Raw genomic sequence first — 17408 nt, forward strand, 5'->3', positions numbered from 1 at the left:
GTGTTCACCAGTCGCGGTAAGGCAGGCCGTTCATGCCCTCGCCCTCGGCGCGCGAATAGACGTCGAAGACATCGGCGCCGCTCATCGGCGCTTCGGCGCTGCTGGCATAGCTGCGCAGGCCCCAGGTGGCCGCAGCGGGCTCGATGTCGGGCAGCGCCAGCGGGTCGCGCGGCACGCGGCGCAGGAACACCAGCGCCTCGCGCTTCGGTGACTTCTGGTTGGGCACGCCCTTGACCAGGGTCTCCAGATCGGGCGGATAACCCGAGTCGCCCAGCTTGCGCTCGATCAGGCCCTGGTCGGCGGCCAGCCGGTAGCGGTCGATCGCGATGCGGATCTCGCGCAGCGCGGCGCGCAGTTCCTGCTCGCGGCTGCGCTGCACCGACAGCTCGGCCAGCGGCGCCGCCAGCAGCGCCATCAGCCCCAGCAGGGCCAGCGTGACCACCAGCTCCATCAGCGTGAAGCCGCGCACGCGCGGCCGCAGCGGGCGCCGCCGATTCATGGCCGCCTCGGTGCCGGATCGGTGCCGGCGGCGGCGCCCGGCGTGGCCACGCCCACCGGCGCGGCAACCTTGCCGGGCATCGGCCGCGGCAGCGCGGCGGGAAATCCGGACACGGGCGCGCCGTTGGCCCCGGGCGCGGCACGCGCCGGCTGGGCGGCGGGCGTGGCAGCCGGCGGGGCCGGCAATGCGGTGCGGGTCGCGGGCGCGGCGGTGGGCGCGGCGGCCGGCACCGCAGGCGCTGCGGCAGGGGCCGGGACGGGTGCCGCAGCCGGTGCCGCCACAGCGGCGGCGGGCGCCTCGGGGGCCGCCACGGCCTGGGGCGCCGCCGCCTCGGGGCGCGGCGAAGAGGCCTTCAGCACGGTCAGCGGGTCGATGCGCAGCGCGCGGTCGCGCACATTGGCTTCGGTGCCCGACCAGGCGTCCGCAAAACGCGACTCCGCCACCGCCTGCGGCCGGATGATGCGCGGCGTGATCGAGAGCACGATCTCGCTCTTCTTGCCGTCGCCCGCGGTGTTGGAGAACAGCCGCCCCAGCACCGGGATCTGGCCCAGACCGGGCACGCGCTGGGCGGAGCTGCGGTCGTGGTCGTCGATGAGGCCGGCCATGACCTGGGTCTCGCCGTCGTGCAGACGCAGCGCGGTGGAAGCGCTGCGCGTGCCGATCTGGTAGGCACGCCCGCTCTGCGTCTGCACCGTGTCGGTGACCGCGCTGACCTCGAGGTTGAGCTTGATGCCGACGTCGCCGTCGGCATAGACCTGCGGCTCGACCTCGAGCTTGATCCCGACCTCGACGTACTGGATCGAGCCGGTGACGACATTGCTCTGCCCGCTTTGCTGGGGCGAGATCAGGTTGGTGATGACCGGCAGCTTCTCGCCCACCAGGATGCGCGCCTTTTCCTTGTTGCGCGTGCGGATGCGGGGGCTGGCCAGCAGCTGGGTGTCGCTGTCCTGCATCATCAGGTTCAGCGTGGCCGACATGCCGTTGACGTTGAGCGCATTGCCGCCCAGGCCGCGCAGCGCGCCCAGGGTGAGGGCCTCGCCGCCGACCGTGGCGGGCGTGCTCAGCGTCAGCGAGGTCGGCAGCTTGAGGCCCAGCTCGCTGGCGCGCGTGCTCGAGATCTCCAGCACCTCGACCTCGAGCATGACCTCGGCATCGGGCAGGTCGTTGGCCGCCACCAGGCGCTCGGCCAGCGCCACCGACTCGGCCGTGTCGCGCATCACCAGTGTGTTGCTCTTGGCATCGGTGACCAGGTCCTTGGTCTTGATCATCGTCTTGATGATGCTGGCCATGAAGGTGGCGTCGATGTTGGTGAGCTGGAAGGTGCGCACCTTCAGTTCGGCCAGGTCCTTCTGCTTGGCCGCGGTGGCCGGGTAGATGAGCAGGGTGTTGCCGCTGAGCACGCGCTTGTCGAGCTGGTGCTGCATCAGGATCACGTCCAGCGTGTCCTCGATGGCGGCGTCCTTGACCAGGATGGTGGTGCGCTGGTCGCCCTTGACCTCGCGGTCGATCACCAGGTTCACGCCGCCGGCCTTGGCGATGGCCTCGAAGACCATGCGGATCGGCGCCTCGCGGAACTGCAGCGACACCGGGCGGCGGAAGGCCGCACGGGCCGCCAGCTGCTCCTCGCGCGCCAGACGCTCGGCCTCGACGCGCTCTTCCACACCGCGCAGCATGGCCAGCGCGCGCTCGTTGCGCGGGCTGTCACGCAGCACGCGTTTCAGCTGTTCCTGCGCTTGTTCGGTCTGGTTGGCCTGCAGCAGGCGCTCGACGCCCTGCAGCAGGCCGCCGGCGCGGCGCTCGTTGTCGACCGCCTGGATGCCGGCCTTGGCGCGCTCGTTGCCGGGCTCGAGCTTCAGGGCCTCGCGGTAGCGCTGCAGCGCGGCCTCAAAGCGGCCAGCCTCCCGCTCGGCGTCGGCGCCGGCCAGGATGGCGCGCACCGCGCCGGCGCGCTGGTCCAGGTAGTCGATGCGGTAGCGCACGTTGTCGGGCTCCAGCTTGCTGGCGCGGCGCAGGCTCTCGACGGCCTCGGCCGACTTGCCCTCGGCCAGCAGGCTCAGGCCCTGGCGGTGCTCCATCTGGGCAGCGCAACCGGCCAGCAGCAGCGCCGCGACAAGGACGAGGGGCGCCAGCGGGCGCGCCAGGGGCCGGGGAGCGGCGGGAATGCGGGGCTTCACTGGGGTTCTCCGTCGACGCCCATGCGGGCGCTTCGTTTCTGGACCGTGTGCGTGAACACCAGTTCACGCGCGGCGATGCTGTCGAGCCGCCAGCCGCCTTCGAGGCTGTCGCCGGCGCGGGCCTGGATCACGGCCGGCCCCAGCGCCAGAAAGACGCTGGGCGGCTGGCCCTTCTCGCTGAGCGCACCGAGGTAGCGGTAGGGCGGGCCGGGGGGCGCCGGCGGCGGCGGCGCCACGGCGGGTGGCGGGGGCGGCGGCGCGGGCGGGGCCGCCACCGCCACCGCCCGAGCCACCGGCGCCGCGGCGTCTATCGACGCGAAGGGATCGCCCGCCGCACGAACGCCGAAAGCGCCGCGCTGCGGCAGTTCGGCCGTCGCCGGCTTCACCGCGGTGGGCAGCGCCGGCCTGGCCGGGGCTGCCGCCAGGGCTGGCCGCGGCGCACGCGCGGCAGCGCGCACCGGCGCTGCCACCTCGGCCGGCAGCAGCCGGTCGCGCGCCCACCACAGCGCCAGGGCCAGCGTGACCAGGATGAAGAGACGGGTGCGGCTCTTCATGGCGCCTCGCGCCGGAAGAACAGGCTGAAGCGCAGGTGACCGCTCAAGCCCTCGTCGGCGTCCTTCTCGATGGTGGTGCCGTCCAGCGCCGCATGCGGCATCGCATTGAGCACGCTGGCGACGAGGCGGCGCAGCGCCGGATAGCCGCCCTTGAACGGCACCGCGATGTGCAGCCGCACCAGGCCGGGTTCGACGTCTTCGGCGGTGTAGTCGGCGCTGTCGGCGCCGACCTGGGCGCGTTCCAGCAGGCCCACCAGGCGGGCGATGGAGGCCCCGCGCTGCGCCACCGAGGGCAGCGCGGCGCGCGCCTGCTCGCGGGCGTCCGCCGCGGCGCGAACGGCGCGCGCCTGCGCGGCCACAGTGTCGACCGCGGCACGCGGCGCCGCACCGCGCACCGGCGCCAGCGACGGCCGCACGGCCGCGGCCAGCAGCACGGCGCCCAGCAGCAGACCCAGCGCGACCAGCCCCGGCCAGCCCAGCCAGGCCGACCAGCCGGCCTGCAGCTGATTGAGACGGGCGCGCAGCGAGGTGATAACGGGCGCCGCGGCTTGCACGGTCGGGCTCATGGTGTGATCTCCGCTGCCGCTGCCGCGCGCCAGGTTGCGCCAACGGCAAACTCCAGCGCCGCGCCGGCCTCGTCGCGGGGCCGCTCATGCCGGCGCAGCAGCACGCCGGCCAGGCGTGGATCACGCTCCAGCAGCACCAGGTAGCGGCCCAGCGCCTCGGCGCCGCGCGCCTGGCCCTTGATCTCCAGCCGGCCGGTCTGGGCGTCGGCGTCGAGCCGGGTGAGCACGATGCCGGGCGGCGTCTGGCGCTCGAACAACTCGAACAAGCGCTCCCAGGGCGTGGCCAGCTGGCGCGCCAGGGTCTCGATCTGGCCCTGGCGCTGGGCCTGGGCCGGCGGCACGGCCGGTGTCGCGGCCGTCACGCGGCGGGGCGCCGCGCGCTGGCGCTGCAGCGCCTGCCCTTCGTCCAGCGCCCGCTGCGCCTGCCAGGCCAGCAGCACGGCCGCCAGCAGCGCCAGCAGCACGCCGGCCAGCGGCCAGCGCCGGGACTCGATGAAGGCTATCGGTGCCAGATGCATCACCAGGCCTCCTGCGACAGTTCGGCCAGGCCCCAGCCCTGGGCGCTGCAGGCGCCCGCCAGCGCTTCGGCCTGCAAGGCCTGCGCCGGCACCAGAAGCACCGGCACCGCGGCAGCCGCACCGCTCCAGCGGCGGTGGTAGGCGGCCACGCGCGCCACCACGGCCTGGGGCCGCGTCAGGTCACAGCGCTCCCAGGCCAGGTCGGCCACCTGGCCCTGGCGCAGGCCCACCAGGGTGAGGCCCTCGCTGCGCAGCAGGGCCAGCACGCCGTCGCTGGGGGCTGCCTCCCGCGGCAGGCGGGCCAGGTCGGCGGGCAGCGCGGCCTGCAGGCTGTGCAGCGCGACATCGCGTGCCGCCAGTGCCGCGCGCAGGCGCTCGACCGTGGCCGCCCCCACCGCGGCCGCCAGGCGCAGGCGGCCACCGGCCAGCAGCGTGCTGGCCACCACCAGATCGGCGTCGCCGGTGGCCGCGGCCAGGCTGGAACGCGCCGCCGCCAGACCGGCGCGCTGCGAGCCAGCGGCCGGCAGCACGGCGTAGTACAGCAGTTCGTCCTCGAGCAGCACGACGGCGCGACGCGGCAGATCCAGGCCCTGGGCCGAGATCTCCACCAGCACAGCCTCCACCGCCTCGGCGCCAGCGGCGGCGCTGGCGGCGCGCGCCAGGCAGCGCGGGCGCAGGCCAGCGCTCCACAGCGCGGCCTGGCAGCGGCCGGGGCCCAGGCGCAGGCGCAACTCACTCTTCCACAGCGGTGACACGGTCGGCTTCCTCGAGGGTGGTGGTACCGGCGGCCACCAGGGCCAGCGCGGCGTCGCGCAGGGTGCGCAGGCCGCGTGCGCGGGCGGCGTCGCGCAAGCGGGCGGGGCTGGCGCGTTCGGCAATCAGGCTGCGCAGCTCGACATCCATCGCCAGCGTCTGGGCGATGGCGCGGCGGCCCTTGTAGCCGGTGCCGCGACAGTGTTCGCAGCCGACGCCGCGCACGAAGCGCCAGCCGGCGGCTTCGGGCGGCAGCTGGGACGCGGCACGGCGCTCGGCATCGGGCTGCTCGGGCGTGGCGCAGTGGGTGCAGACCAGGCGCATCAGCCGCTGGGCCAGCACGCCGTTGAGCGCCGAGACCAGGTTGTAGGGGTCGATCTGCATCGTCGACAGGCGCCCGATGACGTCGAACACGTTGTTGGCATGCACGGTGGCGAAGACCTGGTGGCCGGTGAGCGCGGCCTGGATGGCGATCTGCGCCGTCTCGGCGTCGCGCATCTCGCCGACCATGATCTTGTCGGGGTCGTGGCGCAGGATCGAGCGCAGGCCGCGTGCAAACGTCAGGCCCTTGGCCTCGTTGACCGGGATCTGCAGGATGTCGGGCACCTGGTACTCGACCGGATCCTCGATGGTGATGATCTTGTCCAGCCCGGTGTTCACTTCCGACAGCACGCCGTACAGCGTGGTCGTCTTGCCGCTGCCGGTGGGCCCGGTCACCAGGAACAGGCCGTAGGGCAGGTGCGCCATGCGGCGGATGAAGGCGGCCTCGCTGGCGCTGAAGCTCAGGTGCTGGATGCTCAGGCGCTCGTCGGCGGCGATCTGGTAGCGGTCCAGGATGCGCAGCACCGCGTCCTCGCCGTAGAGGCTGGGCATCAGCGAGACGCGCACGTCGATGGCGCGCGAGCCCAGGCGCAGCTTGAGGCGCCCGTCCTGCGGCACGCGGCGCTCCGAGATGTCGAGGTCGGCCAGCACCTTGACGCGCGAGACCACGCGGTCGGCGAACTCACGCCCGTCGGTGCGCGTGATGGTCTGCAGCACGCCGTCAAGCCGGTACTTGACGGCCAGGCCGCGCGCCGCGCATTCGAGGTGGATGTCGCTGGCCCTGGCCTTGAGCGCGTCGTAGAGCGTGCTGTTGACGAAGCGCACCACCGGGTTCTCGCTGGCGCTGATGTCGGCCAGCGAGAGCTCGATGACGCCGACCTCGTCGTCGTCGGCGATCAGCCCCGGCAGCTCGGCCACCTGCACGTCGAGCGCGCGCAACTCGCGCTCCAGCCGCGTGAAGAAGGCCGCCATCGCCGCCGGCACCGCCACCGACCACTCGGTGGGCGGGTGGCCGGCGGCGCGGATGCGCGCCTCCAGCCAAAGACGCGTGCCGGTGTCGAAGGGATCGGCCAGCACCAGTTGCAGCGCGCCCTCGCGCGGGCGCAGCGCGGCGCAGAGCCGCCGCTGGCCCTCGGCAAAGGGGATCAGCGAGACATCCACCTCGTCGGTGTGCCACTGCGTCGGGTCGGCCACGGCCATGCCGCTGGCATCGGCCAGCCAGCCGGCCAGGCGCGGGTCGCTGGCGGCATCGGTGCAGTCGGCGTGGGCGGCGGCGAACAGCGCCAGCACACGTTCGGCCACGGCCTGCGCATGGGCCGGGGCGGCGGCGTCGGACGTGGCGGGAAGGGGGGCCAGGGCTTGCATCACAGGCTCGCGGCCAGTTGGAAGATGGGCAGGTACATCAGCACCACGATGCCGCCGACGACCAGGCCAATGCCCAGCATCAGCACCGGCTCGATGAGGCGGCCGACGCGGTCCAGCGTGCGCTCCAGGCCCTGGTCGTGTACGTCGGCCAGGCGTTCCAGCGCGGCTTCCAGCGCGCCGGTCTGCTCGGCCACGCGCAGCACGCGCAGGCCCAGGGTGTCGATCACGCCCTGCTGGTGCAGCGACAGCGACAGCGGCGCGCCGGCCGCGGCCGCGGCCAACGCCTTGTCCAGCGCCTGGCGGTCGGCGCCGGCCAGCAGTTCGCGGCACATCGCCAGCGCCTTCAGCGCGGGCACGCCGGCGCGCACCAGCATGGCGCCGCTGCGCGAAAACTGGCTGTGGCCGAAGGCGCGCACCAGGTCGCGCACGCCGGGAATGCGCGCCGCCACGGCCGTGAGCATGGCCTCGAGCCGGCGTTCACGCGCCGCCTGCACGACACCGAAGCCGCCCCACAGCGCCAGCGCGGCCAGGCCCAGCCACAGCGGCGCTGGCACGTCATTGAGCGTGCGCCCCACCACGATCAGCACGCGCGACAGCGCCGGCATCTCGCGCCCGCTGCCTTCGAGCACCAGCGCAAAGCGCGGCACCACCACCACCAGCAGGAAGACCACCACCGCCGAGGCCACCACCAGCAGCAGCCCCGGATAGACCAGGGCCGACACCAGGCGCGAGCGCAGCGAGCGCATGCGCGCCGCGTTGGCAGCGTAACGGCGCAGGCTGTCGGCCATGTCGCCGGTGAGTTCGCTCGACTTGACGCAGGCCACCAGCGCCGGCCGGAAGGCGCCGCTGGACAGCATGGCCTGCGACAGCGTCTCGCCCTGGCGCAGCCGCGTCGCCATCGCGTCCAGCGTGTGCGCCACGGCGCCGTGGGCGCGCTCGCGCAGCGTCTTGAGCGTGTCCATCAGCGTCAGGCCCGAGTTGAGCATCAGGCCCAGGTCGACCGCGAACTGCTCGTCGTCGAGCGCCGCGCCGGGCCGCGCCGCCGCGGGGCGCACACGCGCCTCACCAGGACGTGACATCGGCGGCCTCGTCGTCACCGCCAGGCTGGGCATCGGCGCCCAGGCTGACGAGGTCGTAGTCGCCGTGCTGGCCCGGTGCGAGGTACTGGTAGGCCGTACCCCACGGATCGAGGGGAAGCTCCCGCTTCAGGTAGGGGCCGCGCCACTTGGGCGCATCGGCCGGGGCCAGGCTCAGCGCGGCCAGGCCCTGCTCGGTGCTGGGGTAGCGGCCGGCATCGAGCTTGTACTGGTCGAGCGCCTGGCCCAGGGCCTCGATCTGGGCCCGCGCCACCTTGGCGTTGCTGTGGCCGATCTGCTTGAAATACTGCGGGCCGACGATGCTGGCCAGCAGGCCGATGATGACCATCACGACCAGCAGTTCCAGCAGCGTGAAGCCGCGCGGGCGCGGCGTGAAAGTGGTTCTCGAACGGGTGGGCATGGTCGGGCTCTGGGCGGGCTGGAAGGGGCCGAAACAGGGGGCTGGTCGGTGTGGGGAAGTGTCCCCGCCGCCCCATTTATCCAGCCTTAAGCGGCCGGGGATCGACCCCCAGGGAACGGGGGGAATGCCCACCCGGCGTCAGGGGGTTGCGCCCAGGGTGCGTGAATTCCTGCGCGCGCCGCCGCTGCCGCCCGCAAGCCGACAGGCAGACAAGTGGTGCCCAATCCCCCCATGGCCGGCACATCGCGGCGCGCTGAGGCGCGCGCCGTCGCCGGCGCCGTTCAAGGAGTTCCCGATGCGCATCCTGTTGATCGAAGACGACGAGCCGCTCGGGCGGGTGGTTACGGAGTCCCTGGGCAAGGTCAGCTTCACCGTCGACTGGGCCCGCAACGGCCGGGACGCCACCACCGCCGCGCGTGGCCACGACTACGACATGGTGCTGCTGGATCTCACGCTGCCCGACATCACGGGCGAGGTCTGGCTCAAGCAGTTCCGCGCCGGCCGGCGCACCGCACCGGTGATCGTGCTGACCGCACGCGGCCTGATCGAGGACCGCGTGACCATGCTCGACCTCGGCGCCGACGACTACATGGTCAAGCCCTTCGACCTGGTGGAACTGCAGGCGCGCATCCGCGCGCTCAAGCGCCGCACCTCGGCCGGCGTGGACCTGAGCGATGTGCAGCACATCGGGCCGCTGGAGGTGGGCATGGCCTCGCGCACGGTGCGCTGGAACGGCAAGCTGGTGGTGCTGACGGCCAAGGAGTACGACGTGCTCGAGACGCTGGTGCTGCACCGGCCCAAGATCGTCAGCCGGGCCCAGCTCGAGGAGGCCTTGTACGGCTGGAACGACGAGATCGAGAGCAATTCGATCGAGGTCTACGTCCACTTCCTGCGCCGCAAACTGTCGCCGCGGCTCATCACCACCGTGCGCGGCAAGGGCTACCAGCTCGGCACGGCCGAGGCGCTGGCGGCGGAGGCCGGCGCACCGGCGCGGGGGAGCGCGGCTTGATGCGCTGGCCCGCCCGCTGGCGGCCACAGTGGACGATGCAGAACCAGCTGCTGCTGGTGGCGCTGCTGATCACGCTGCTGGCCTGGGTGGCCGGCATCGTGCTGACGCTGGCGGCCACCAAGACGGCGATGGAGCGCCTGCACGACCGCGAGCTGGTCGAGGTGGCGACGCTGCTGCACGGCCTGGCCGGCCCCGAGCTGCTGGAGCACGGCGAGGGCAGCGCGCTGTCCGATCGCATCAAGGCCGTGCGTGCCGACACCCAGGCCACGTTGCGCACCGACTACCGCTACCAGGTGTGGACCATCGATGGCCGCCTGCTGCTGGCCAATTTCGGCCTCGCCTCGGCAGCGCCGATGGCACGCTTCGGCAGCACGGCGCTGAGCTGGATCGAGATGGACGGCGAGCGCTGGCGCGTCTACGCCCACCGTTCGGTCCGGCTCAACCAGGAGGTGCATGTCGCCGAGCGGGCCTCGATGCGCGAGATCGCCTTCAATGTCTTCGACCCCTCCTTCCTGCTGCTGGTGGCGCTGTCGCTGGCCGCCGCCATCGGGCCCGCGCTGGGGCTGTCACGCTTGCTCATGCTGCCGCTGCAGGAGCTGGTGCGCGGCCTCGCCCAGCGCTCGCCGACCCGGCTCGAACCCTTGCAGGTGCAGCACGCTCCGGTGGACATCCAGCCCGTGGTGAGTTCGATGAACCGGCTCTTCCAGCGCGTGGGCGAGGCGCTGCAGCGCGAGGCCGCCTTCACGGCCCTGGCGGCGCACGAATTGCGTACGCCGCTGGCCACGCTGCGCCTGCTGGCCAAGTCGGCGCAGGCAGCCGGCAGCGAGGCCGAGCGCCAGCAGACCCTGGACGAACTGGTGCGCAGCGCCGACCGCTGCGCCCATCTGCAGGAGCAGCTGCTGACGCTGTCGCGCCTGGACACCCAGGGCGTGGTCGACGGCGGCGAGGAGGTCGACCTCACCGAGGTCATCGTCGACGTCCTTTCCGGCCTGCTGCCGCAGGCGCGCGAGCACCGCATCAAGCTGGCGAGCCGCCTCGACGGCTCGGCCATCACCGGCCACCGCTTCGGCGTGTTGACCCTGGTGCGCAACCTCGTTGCCAACGCGGTGCGCTACACGCCCGAAGGCGGGCGCGTCGAGGTCCACACGGCCAGCCGCAACGGCAGCGCCTTCGTCACGGTGGACGACTCCGGCCCCGGCATACCCGCGGCCGAGCGCGAACGCGTGTTCGAGCGCTTCGTGCGCCTGCAGCGCGAGCAGGCCCCCGGGGTCGGCCTCGGCCTGTCCATCGTGCGCACCGTGGCCGCCATGCACGGCTCCGTCGTCACGCTGGGTGATTCACCGCTGGGTGGCCTGCGCGTGACGGTCGAATTCCGCGGCCGGGCGCTGGCGCGCGAGCTGCTGGAGGACTTCGAGAACCTGGCCTAGGCGAAAGAACCGACTCGGTCGCAAAAACGCCATTATTTGTAGATTTTTAAAGCTAAGTAATTATTTTCGACAGTATCGTAGGCGCATCCCTCATCCGCTGAGCGCCGCCGTGACTGATCTTCACCCCGTCCAACGTACTTTCTGCTCCACCCGCGAGGCGGCGGCACTGCTCGGGGTATCGGTCGGCACCGTGCAGCAGTGGGTCGAGAACGGCCTGCTCGAAGCCTGGAAGACCGCCGGCGGCCACCGCCGCGTGATGCGCGATTCGGTGGACCGCCTGCTGCGCCGGAGGGGCACCGTCGACCAGCCGCCTGCGCCAGAGGCCGCACCGCAACGACCCACCGTGATGGCCGTCGATGACGACATCAACCTGCTGCGCCTGTACGAAGCCCGCATCTCGCGCTGGCCGATGTCGCCCCAGGTCATCTGCGTCAACAACGCCGTGCTGGCCCTGCTGCGCATCGGCCGCAGCAGCCCCGACCTGCTGTTGCTGGACCTGAACATGCCTGGCATGGACGGCTTCAACATGCTGCACACGCTGCGCCACGCGCCGGAGATCCGCGGCACCACGGTGGCCGTTGTGACCGGCCTGGACGCGGGTGCGATCGAGGCGCGCGGCGGATTACCGGGCGACATCGAGGTCTTCTCCAAGCCCATCAATTTCGAGGGCCTGCTGGCACTCTGGAACTCGATGGTCGGCCAGGGCCGCTTCAGCGACACGACGCGTTACTCGAACTTCTGACCGGGCCCGCGCCACACCTTTCAGAAAGTCCCGCCATGGAAAAGATCCTGATCGTCGACGACCAGGCCGAGATCCGCCGGCTGCTGGGCATTTCGCTGCACCGCGAGTACGAGGTGATCGAGGCCACCGACGGGGCCTCGGCGATGGAGATGCTGCGCCAGCACCGTCCTCGCGCGGTGCTGCTGGACGTGATGATGCCCGGCGAGCCCGACGGCCTGGGGGTGCTGGTCGCCATCAAGAGTGACCCGTACCACCGCCACATCCCGGTCGCCATGCTCTCCGCCCGCGGGCAGGTCGCCGATATCGAAGCGGCGCGCGCCTACGGGGCTGACAACTACTTCACCAAACCGTTCAGCCCCTTGAGCGTGCTGGCATGGCTGCGCGAAGCACTGGCGCGCTCGGCGCCCAACACCGACTTCACCCAGCTCTGAGTACCCACCGGGCGGCCCAGGCCGGACCACATGGATGACTTCCGCGACCAGCTTTTCCGCTACGCCCAGGATCTGGACGACTTGCTCGAGCAACACGGCAAGCTGCAGCAGCGTTACCAGTCCCTGCTGCAGCAGCAGGGACGATCACCCAACAGCAACGACCAGTTGCTGGATCTGATCATCCGCTCGCGCCAGGCGCTGGTGATCACCGACACGCGCGGACGCATCGCGAGGGCCAACCGCGCCGCCCGCGAGTTTCTGCAAGGCACGGGATCGGAGGTGGTCACCACCGACAACCTGTGCAACTGCGTGGCTGCGCATGATCGCGACGCCCTGGTGCAATTGATCGACCGATTCGCAGTCAACGTGTCCAGCGAAGCCGCCGTCCTGTGCCGCTTCGACCAGGCCGACCCTCGGTGCAACGGCAAGGTCCACCCCTTCGCCTTTCTGGCAGTGCCGGTACACAGCGGCGGCCAGTCCTACATCTATTGGCTGATGCGCCCCATGCCCGAGCGGGCGGCAGCCGCGCCGACGCCCCAGTTCGTGCTGCCGATGGACAGTGGCACCTACGGCGTGATGATTACCGACGGGCAGGCGAAAGTCACCGCGGCGAACCTGGCGTTCAGCAGCATCAGCGAGTACGGACCCGACGAACTGCTGGGCCAGTCGGCGCGACTGCTGTCCTCCGGGCGCCACAGCACCGAGTTCTACCAGGCCTTCTGGGCCCGACTCACGGCGCTGGGCAACTGGACCGGCGAGTTCCTCAACCGCCGCAAGAGCGGCCACATCTACCCGGAGTGGAAGACCGTCAAGGCGATCCACGACATCGAGGGCCAGCTCGTCAACTACGTGTCCGTCATCCGCGACATCTCGGAAAACGACAACAGCATCGAGCAGCTGTCGCGCCTGGCCTACTTCGACGCCCTCACCGGCCTGCCGAACCGGCGCATGCTCGAAGACCGCATGTCCCAGGCCGCCAAGGCCGCCCGCCGCGGCGGTGACGGCATGAGCGTGCTGTTCATCGACCTCGACCGCTTCAAGCCCGTCAATGACCTGTTCGGCCACGACACCGGCGATCTGGTGCTTCAGGAGATCGGCGCGCGCCTGCAAGGGGCCGTGCGCGCTACCGACACGGTGGCCCGCGTGGGCGGTGACGAGTTTGTCGTGTTGCTGCCCGAGTCCCACACACGGGCGCAGATCGAAGCCGTGATCGAGAAGATTCTGGCCACACTGGATGCGCCCGTGGTGGTTGGCGACCACGGCCACGCCATCGGTGCCAGCATAGGCTGTGCCATCTATCCCGAGGACGGCGAGGATGCCGAAACCCTGATCCGCCACGCCGACGCCGCGATGTACCGCAGCAAGAAGCGGGGCGGCAACCAGGGCAGCCTGCACGGCGACCAGGTTGATTTGGCACCGCACCGAACGCTGGGCAGCGAGCTGTGGGGCGCCGCCGAGCGCGGTGAGATGCGCCTGGTCTACCAGCCCCAGGTCGACGCCGGCGCAGGCCGCGGCCTGCGCGGCTGCGAGGCGCTGCTGCGCTGGACCCACCCGCGGCACGGCGCCATCGGCCCCGAGACCTTCATCGCACTGGCCGAGGAAAACGGCGCCATCGTTCCGCTGGGCCAATGGGTGCTGGCCACGGCCTGCGCCCAGATGCAGCATTGGAATGACGCCGGCCTGGGCGGCCGCAGCATCTCGGTCAACATCTCCTACCGGCAACTGCAAGAGCCCGGATTCGCCGACAGCGTGCGCGACATCCTGCTGCAGACCGGCCTGCCGCCGGTGGCACTGGAACTCGAGCTCACCGAGTCGGCCACCAGCCGGCTCGAGGCGCACCACGTTCGGCAACTTCAGGGCTTGCGTACACAGGGCGTGAAGGTCGCGATCGATGACTTCGGCGTCGGCCACTCCAGCCTCAAGCGCCTGCTCGACTTGCCGGCCGACAGCCTGAAGATCGACCGCCATTTCGTGCGCAACCTCGGCACCAGCAGCGAGTCGCGCGCGCTGAGCCAATGCGTGGTGGGCGTCGGCCTGGCACTCGGCATGCAGGTGATCGCCGAAGGCGTAGAACACCAGGACCAGGCCGACGTGCTCGCCAAACAGGGTTGCAACCTGCTGCAAGGCTACCTCACCGGCCCGCCCATGGAGGCGGCTGAGATGCTCGCGTGGATGCAGCGGCAGATGGAGACGGCCTGACCATGAGCGCGTCCTTCTTCGCCACGCAAGACCAGTACCACCGGCGGACCGTGGTCTTCATCTGGCTCGTCGCGCTGGCACTGTTGGCCTTGAACTGGCGGCACAGCATCGACCAGATCGCCCAGGCACGCAGCCGCGAGCTGCAGGCCGCCGAGCGTGACCTGGCCAATCTCACGCGGGTCGGCCAGGAGCACGCCGACCGCACCCTGCACAGCGCCGACCAGGTGCTGCGCTTCGTGCAGGCGCGCTACATAGAGATGGGCCGGCGGCTGGACCTGATCAAGCTCACCGAGCAAGGCATCATCGACGCCGAGAACTTTCCCCAGGTCGGCGTCATCGACCCCCAGGGCATCTACATCCTGGCCAACCGGCCGGTCACCGGAACCCTGGACCTGTCGGATCGCGAGCACTTCCGCGTCCACCTCGACCCGAAGATGACGGGCCTGTTCGTCTCCAAGCCGGTGCTGGGTCGCGCCACCGGCAAGTGGAGCATCCAGCTCACCCGCCGCATCACGATGCCCGATGGCAGCTTCGGCGGCGTCGCGGTGCTGTCGGTAGACCCCGGTTACTTCACGCGCTTCTACGCCGACCTGAGCCTGGGCGAGCACGGTGTGGCCACCTTGATCGGTCTGGACGGGATCGCTCGAGCGCGCCATACCGGCGGCCAGGAGAGCTTCGGCGCCGACCTCACGAAGTCACCCATCCACGGCCAACTTTCCCAGGGCAGCAAGCAGGGCACTTACGTGTCGCGGTCGCCACTGGACCAGATCGAGCGCATGTTCCACTACCGCCGCCTGGCGCGCCTTCCGCTGGCCGTGGCCGTGGGCCTGGACGTGCAGGAAGTGCTGGCCAACTACCGCACCGCGCGGGACACGCTCCTCGTTCAAGCCAGCGCGGTGAGCCTGCTGGTGGTGGCACTGGCCTGGGCGATGACGCGCTACCTGGTGCGCCTGCGCCGCGAGCTTCAGGCCCGCATGGCGGTACAGCAGCAGGTCGAGGAGCGCACCGAGCAGATCAATGCCATTTTCTCGCTCAGCCCCGACGGCTTCGTCGGCTTCGATGACCGCGGCCGCATCAAGTACGTGAACCCCGCATTCGTTCAAATGACCGGCGACACCGGGCAGGTGCTCGAGGGCATGGACGAGAAAGGCTTCAGCCAGTGGTTGTCCCGGCTCTGCGAGAGCGGCGCCCGCTACAGCCACCTCGCCCCGGCAACGGCCGATTCGCCCCGGCGCAGCATCGTCATCTCGCAGGGGCGCCGCGTCCTGCTGGTCGGCGAACGCGCCGGAAATGGCGGCGCCGTGTCGCGCATCCTGTACTTCCGCGATGTCACGCACGAGACCGAGGTCGACCAGATCAAGAGCGAGTTCCTGTCCACCGCTGCCCACGAGCTGCGCACGCCCATGGCCAGCATCTACGGCTTCGCCGAGGTGCTGCTGACGCAGGAACTCGACGACGCCGAGCGCAGGGAATTCACGGCCATCATCTTCGAGCAGTCAGGCGCGATGGCGCGCATCCTCGACGAACTGCTCGATCTCGCCCGCATGGAGGCGCGCCGGGGCAAGGACTTCAGGCGCACGCCGCAGGATCTCGAGCAGCTGGCCCAGGACGTCATCCGTTCCTACAAGCAGCCGGCCGGCCGCGAGAAGCCCGAGTTGCTGGCGCCGCCGGGCCCCATGCCGGTCTTCGTCGACGGCGGCAAGCTGCGCCAGGCGCTGCTGAACGTGCTTTCCAACGCCTACAAGTACTCGCCCGCCGGCGGCCCGGTCAAAGTGGAACTGCGGCAGCGCCAAGCCGAGGGTGTGCCACAGGTCGGCGTGGTCGTGCGCGACTGCGGCATCGGCATGACGCCAGAGCAGAAGGCACGCGTCTTCGAGCGCTTCTACCGCGCCGACAAGTCAGGCAGGCTGCCCGGCACCGGCCTGGGAATGAGCATCGTCAAGGAGATCTTCGAGCTGCACCAGGGTGTGGTCGAGGTCGAGAGCGTCTTTGGCCAAGGCACGGAAGTGCGCATGTGGCTGCACGCCGAAGAGGCCCACGCGCCGGTATTCGAGGACACCAGCACATGAAGAGCATCCTGATCGTCGACGACGTGGCCGAGATCCGGCGCCTGGTGCGCATCTGCACACTGCACCGCTACGAAGTCAGCGAAGCCGCCACCGCCGAAGAGGGGTTGTTCGTGCTGGCCAAGAAGCGGCCCGACCTGGTGATTCTGGACATCGCCCTGCCCGGTGCCATGGACGGCCTGGACTTCCTGGCCCGGCTGCGCAGCAACCCCGATTTCGGCGCCACGCGGGTGCTCATGCTCAGCGGCCGCGGCGTGCAGGGCGAGACGCTGGGCCTGCCCGTCGACGCCTACTTCACCAAGCCGTTCAGCCCGCTGGAACTCATCGACTGCATAGACGGACTCCTGCAGGACAGCTTTCCCACCACCCTGCAGAAGAGCCTGCCATGAAGTCCGCTCCCGCCCGCATCGCGGCCGCCGCCCTCGGCCTTGTGCTGGTGGCCCTGGGCCTGCGCGCCGTCGCCGCCGACCTGCCCGAGATCCGTGCCCGGGGCGTGCTGCGCCACCTCGGAATGCCGTATGCCAATTTCGTCAAGGCCGACGGCCAGGGCTTCGACGTCGAGCTGGTGCGCGGCTTCGCGGCCCACCTGGGGGTGCGCCACGAGCTTGTGCGCACCGACTTCTACAACGTGATCCCGGATCTGCTGGGTGCCGAGGTCGTGCGCAAGGGCGATGAAATCACCCTCGAAGGCAGCCGCCCGGCAAAGGGCGACATGATTGCCGCCGGCTTCACCGTCCTGCCCTGGCGCCAGAAGCTGGTGCTGTACTCGGCACCGACCTTCCCGTCGCAGGTGCTGCTGGTGACGCGCGCCGAGTCGCCGCACGCGCCCATCGCGGCACAGGCCACGCTCAAGGCCGACATGGCCGAGACCCGCAAGGTGCTCGCCCGGCACAGCCTCCTGGTGATGGAGCGCACCTGCCTGGACCCTGCCAACTACGGACTCACCGGCCGCGGCATCGACCTGCGCAGCTACAAGGGCAGCACCAACCTCGACGACATGGTGCCGGCGCTGCTGCGCGGCGAGGCCGAGTTCACGCTGCTGGACGTGCCAGACGCCGTGATCGACCTGCAACGCTGGGCCGGCCGCATCAAGGTGATAGGTCCGATCTCCGAGCACCAGGAGCTGGCGGCGGCCTTCCCGCGTTCGGCGCCGGCACTGCGCGAGGCCTTTGACGCCTACTTGCGGCAGATCAGGGCCGACGGCCGCTACGACCAGCTGGTGAACCGGTACTACCCCGGCATCCGCAGCTACTTCCCCGAATTCTTCGCGCGGCGCGACTGATGCGA

The 17408-nt window shown here is 70.9% G+C and carries 17 protein-coding genes; 8 read left to right on the forward strand and 9 right to left on the reverse strand.

Annotated elements, in window-relative coordinates:
- Positions 1–4: 4 nt before the first annotated feature.
- The 9 genes from JMV16_RS14950 to gspG are packed head-to-tail and all read right to left on the reverse strand — an operon-like array spanning position 5 to position 8247.
- Complete coding sequence (locus JMV16_RS14950; protein WP_201495080.1) at positions 5–499, reverse strand: type II secretion system protein; 495 nt, start codon at positions 497–499, stop codon at positions 5–7.
- The gene (locus JMV16_RS14955) at positions 496–2673 is read right to left on the reverse strand and encodes a secretin N-terminal domain-containing protein (protein WP_201495081.1); all 2178 of its coding nucleotides are present in this window, start codon (positions 2671–2673) and stop codon (positions 496–498) included. The genes JMV16_RS14950 and JMV16_RS14955 overlap by 4 nt, the downstream gene beginning before the upstream one ends.
- A complete protein-coding gene (locus JMV16_RS14960) occupies positions 2670–3227 on the reverse strand; it encodes a hypothetical protein (protein ID WP_201495082.1) in 558 nt (185 codons plus the stop codon). Before JMV16_RS14960 ends, JMV16_RS14955 begins: the two co-directional genes overlap by 4 nt.
- Positions 3224–3793 carry a hypothetical protein gene (locus tag JMV16_RS14965; RefSeq protein WP_201495083.1) on the reverse strand — a complete coding sequence of 190 codons (570 nt, stop codon included), beginning with the start codon at positions 3791–3793 and terminating at the stop codon, positions 3224–3226. Before JMV16_RS14965 ends, JMV16_RS14960 begins: the two co-directional genes overlap by 4 nt.
- Complete coding sequence (locus tag JMV16_RS14970; RefSeq protein ID WP_201495084.1) at positions 3790–4311, reverse strand: PilN domain-containing protein; 522 nt, start codon at positions 4309–4311, stop codon at positions 3790–3792. The genes JMV16_RS14965 and JMV16_RS14970 overlap by 4 nt, the downstream gene beginning before the upstream one ends.
- Positions 4311–5066: a hypothetical protein gene (locus JMV16_RS14975; RefSeq protein WP_201495085.1), complete on the reverse strand. Its 756-nt coding sequence runs from the start codon at positions 5064–5066 to the stop codon at positions 4311–4313. The genes JMV16_RS14970 and JMV16_RS14975 overlap by 1 nt, the downstream gene beginning before the upstream one ends.
- The gene (locus JMV16_RS14980; RefSeq protein WP_201495086.1) at positions 5044–6750 is read right to left on the reverse strand and encodes a GspE/PulE family protein; all 1707 of its coding nucleotides are present in this window, start codon (positions 6748–6750) and stop codon (positions 5044–5046) included. Before JMV16_RS14980 ends, JMV16_RS14975 begins: the two co-directional genes overlap by 23 nt.
- A complete protein-coding gene (locus JMV16_RS14985; protein WP_201495087.1) occupies positions 6750–7829 on the reverse strand; it encodes a type II secretion system F family protein in 1080 nt (359 codons plus the stop codon). Before JMV16_RS14985 ends, JMV16_RS14980 begins: the two co-directional genes overlap by 1 nt.
- Positions 7813–8247 carry a type II secretion system major pseudopilin GspG gene (gene gspG, locus JMV16_RS14990; protein ID WP_201495088.1) on the reverse strand — a complete coding sequence of 145 codons (435 nt, stop codon included), beginning with the start codon at positions 8245–8247 and terminating at the stop codon, positions 7813–7815. The genes JMV16_RS14985 and gspG overlap by 17 nt, the downstream gene beginning before the upstream one ends.
- A gap of 295 nt (positions 8248–8542) precedes the next feature.
- On the opposite strand from gspG, the gene JMV16_RS14995 reads away from it, so the two are divergent.
- The 8 genes from JMV16_RS14995 to JMV16_RS15030 all read left to right on the forward strand — a co-directional run bounded on the left by JMV16_RS14995 (position 8543) and on the right by JMV16_RS15030 (position 17403).
- On the forward strand, positions 8543–9256 hold the full coding sequence (locus JMV16_RS14995; protein WP_201495089.1) for a response regulator transcription factor: 714 nt from the start codon (positions 8543–8545) through the stop codon (positions 9254–9256).
- Positions 9256–10683, forward strand: a complete 1428-nt coding sequence (locus tag JMV16_RS15000; protein WP_201495090.1) for an ATP-binding protein — start codon at positions 9256–9258, stop codon at positions 10681–10683. The genes JMV16_RS14995 and JMV16_RS15000 overlap by 1 nt, the downstream gene beginning before the upstream one ends.
- Positions 10684–10792: 109 nt before the next feature.
- Positions 10793–11425 (forward strand): excisionase family DNA-binding protein, encoded by a 633-nt coding sequence (locus tag JMV16_RS15005; protein WP_236580527.1) that lies wholly within the window; start codon positions 10793–10795, stop codon positions 11423–11425.
- A gap of 35 nt (positions 11426–11460) precedes the next feature.
- Positions 11461–11856 carry a response regulator transcription factor gene (locus tag JMV16_RS15010; RefSeq protein ID WP_201495091.1) on the forward strand — a complete coding sequence of 132 codons (396 nt, stop codon included), beginning with the start codon at positions 11461–11463 and terminating at the stop codon, positions 11854–11856.
- Between the two features lie 30 nt (positions 11857–11886).
- Positions 11887–14055: a putative bifunctional diguanylate cyclase/phosphodiesterase gene (locus JMV16_RS15015; protein ID WP_201495092.1), complete on the forward strand. Its 2169-nt coding sequence runs from the start codon at positions 11887–11889 to the stop codon at positions 14053–14055.
- A gap of 2 nt (positions 14056–14057) precedes the next feature.
- Complete coding sequence (locus JMV16_RS15020; protein ID WP_201495093.1) at positions 14058–16124, forward strand: ATP-binding protein; 2067 nt, start codon at positions 14058–14060, stop codon at positions 16122–16124.
- Positions 16121–16510, forward strand: a complete 390-nt coding sequence (locus JMV16_RS15025; protein ID WP_201495094.1) for a response regulator transcription factor — start codon at positions 16121–16123, stop codon at positions 16508–16510. The genes JMV16_RS15020 and JMV16_RS15025 overlap by 4 nt, the downstream gene beginning before the upstream one ends.
- On the forward strand, positions 16507–17403 hold the full coding sequence (locus JMV16_RS15030; RefSeq protein ID WP_201495095.1) for a transporter substrate-binding domain-containing protein: 897 nt from the start codon (positions 16507–16509) through the stop codon (positions 17401–17403). The genes JMV16_RS15025 and JMV16_RS15030 overlap by 4 nt, the downstream gene beginning before the upstream one ends.
- Positions 17404–17408 lie beyond the last annotated feature (5 nt).

It is taken from the genome of Rubrivivax sp. A210, assembly GCF_904426505.1.
Lineage (GTDB): Bacteria > Pseudomonadota > Gammaproteobacteria > Burkholderiales > Burkholderiaceae_C > Rubrivivax.

Coding starts and splice junctions, on each gene's coding strand:
- JMV16_RS14950 (WP_201495080.1), bottom strand. CDS start 499: ATGAATCGGCGGCGCCCGCTGCGGCCGCGCGTGCGCGGCTTCACGCTG.
- JMV16_RS14960 (WP_201495082.1), bottom strand. CDS start 3,227: ATGAAGAGCCGCACCCGTCTCTTCATCCTGGTCACGCTGGCCCTGGCG.
- JMV16_RS14965 (WP_201495083.1), bottom strand. CDS start 3,793: ATGAGCCCGACCGTGCAAGCCGCGGCGCCCGTTATCACCTCGCTGCGC.
- JMV16_RS14970 (WP_201495084.1), bottom strand. CDS start 4,311: ATGCATCTGGCACCGATAGCCTTCATCGAGTCCCGGCGCTGGCCGCTG.
- JMV16_RS14980 (WP_201495086.1), bottom strand. CDS start 6,750: ATGCAAGCCCTGGCCCCCCTTCCCGCCACGTCCGACGCCGCCGCCCCG.
- JMV16_RS14985 (WP_201495087.1), bottom strand. CDS start 7,829: ATGTCACGTCCTGGTGAGGCGCGTGTGCGCCCCGCGGCGGCGCGGCCC.
- gspG (WP_201495088.1), bottom strand. CDS start 8,247: ATGCCCACCCGTTCGAGAACCACTTTCACGCCGCGCCCGCGCGGCTTC.
- JMV16_RS14995 (WP_201495089.1), top strand. CDS start 8,543: ATGCGCATCCTGTTGATCGAAGACGACGAGCCGCTCGGGCGGGTGGTT.
- JMV16_RS15000 (WP_201495090.1), top strand. CDS start 9,256: ATGCGCTGGCCCGCCCGCTGGCGGCCACAGTGGACGATGCAGAACCAG.
- JMV16_RS15010 (WP_201495091.1), top strand. CDS start 11,461: ATGGAAAAGATCCTGATCGTCGACGACCAGGCCGAGATCCGCCGGCTG.
- JMV16_RS15015 (WP_201495092.1), top strand. CDS start 11,887: ATGGATGACTTCCGCGACCAGCTTTTCCGCTACGCCCAGGATCTGGAC.
- JMV16_RS15020 (WP_201495093.1), top strand. CDS start 14,058: ATGAGCGCGTCCTTCTTCGCCACGCAAGACCAGTACCACCGGCGGACC.
- JMV16_RS15025 (WP_201495094.1), top strand. CDS start 16,121: ATGAAGAGCATCCTGATCGTCGACGACGTGGCCGAGATCCGGCGCCTG.
- JMV16_RS15030 (WP_201495095.1), top strand. CDS start 16,507: ATGAAGTCCGCTCCCGCCCGCATCGCGGCCGCCGCCCTCGGCCTTGTG.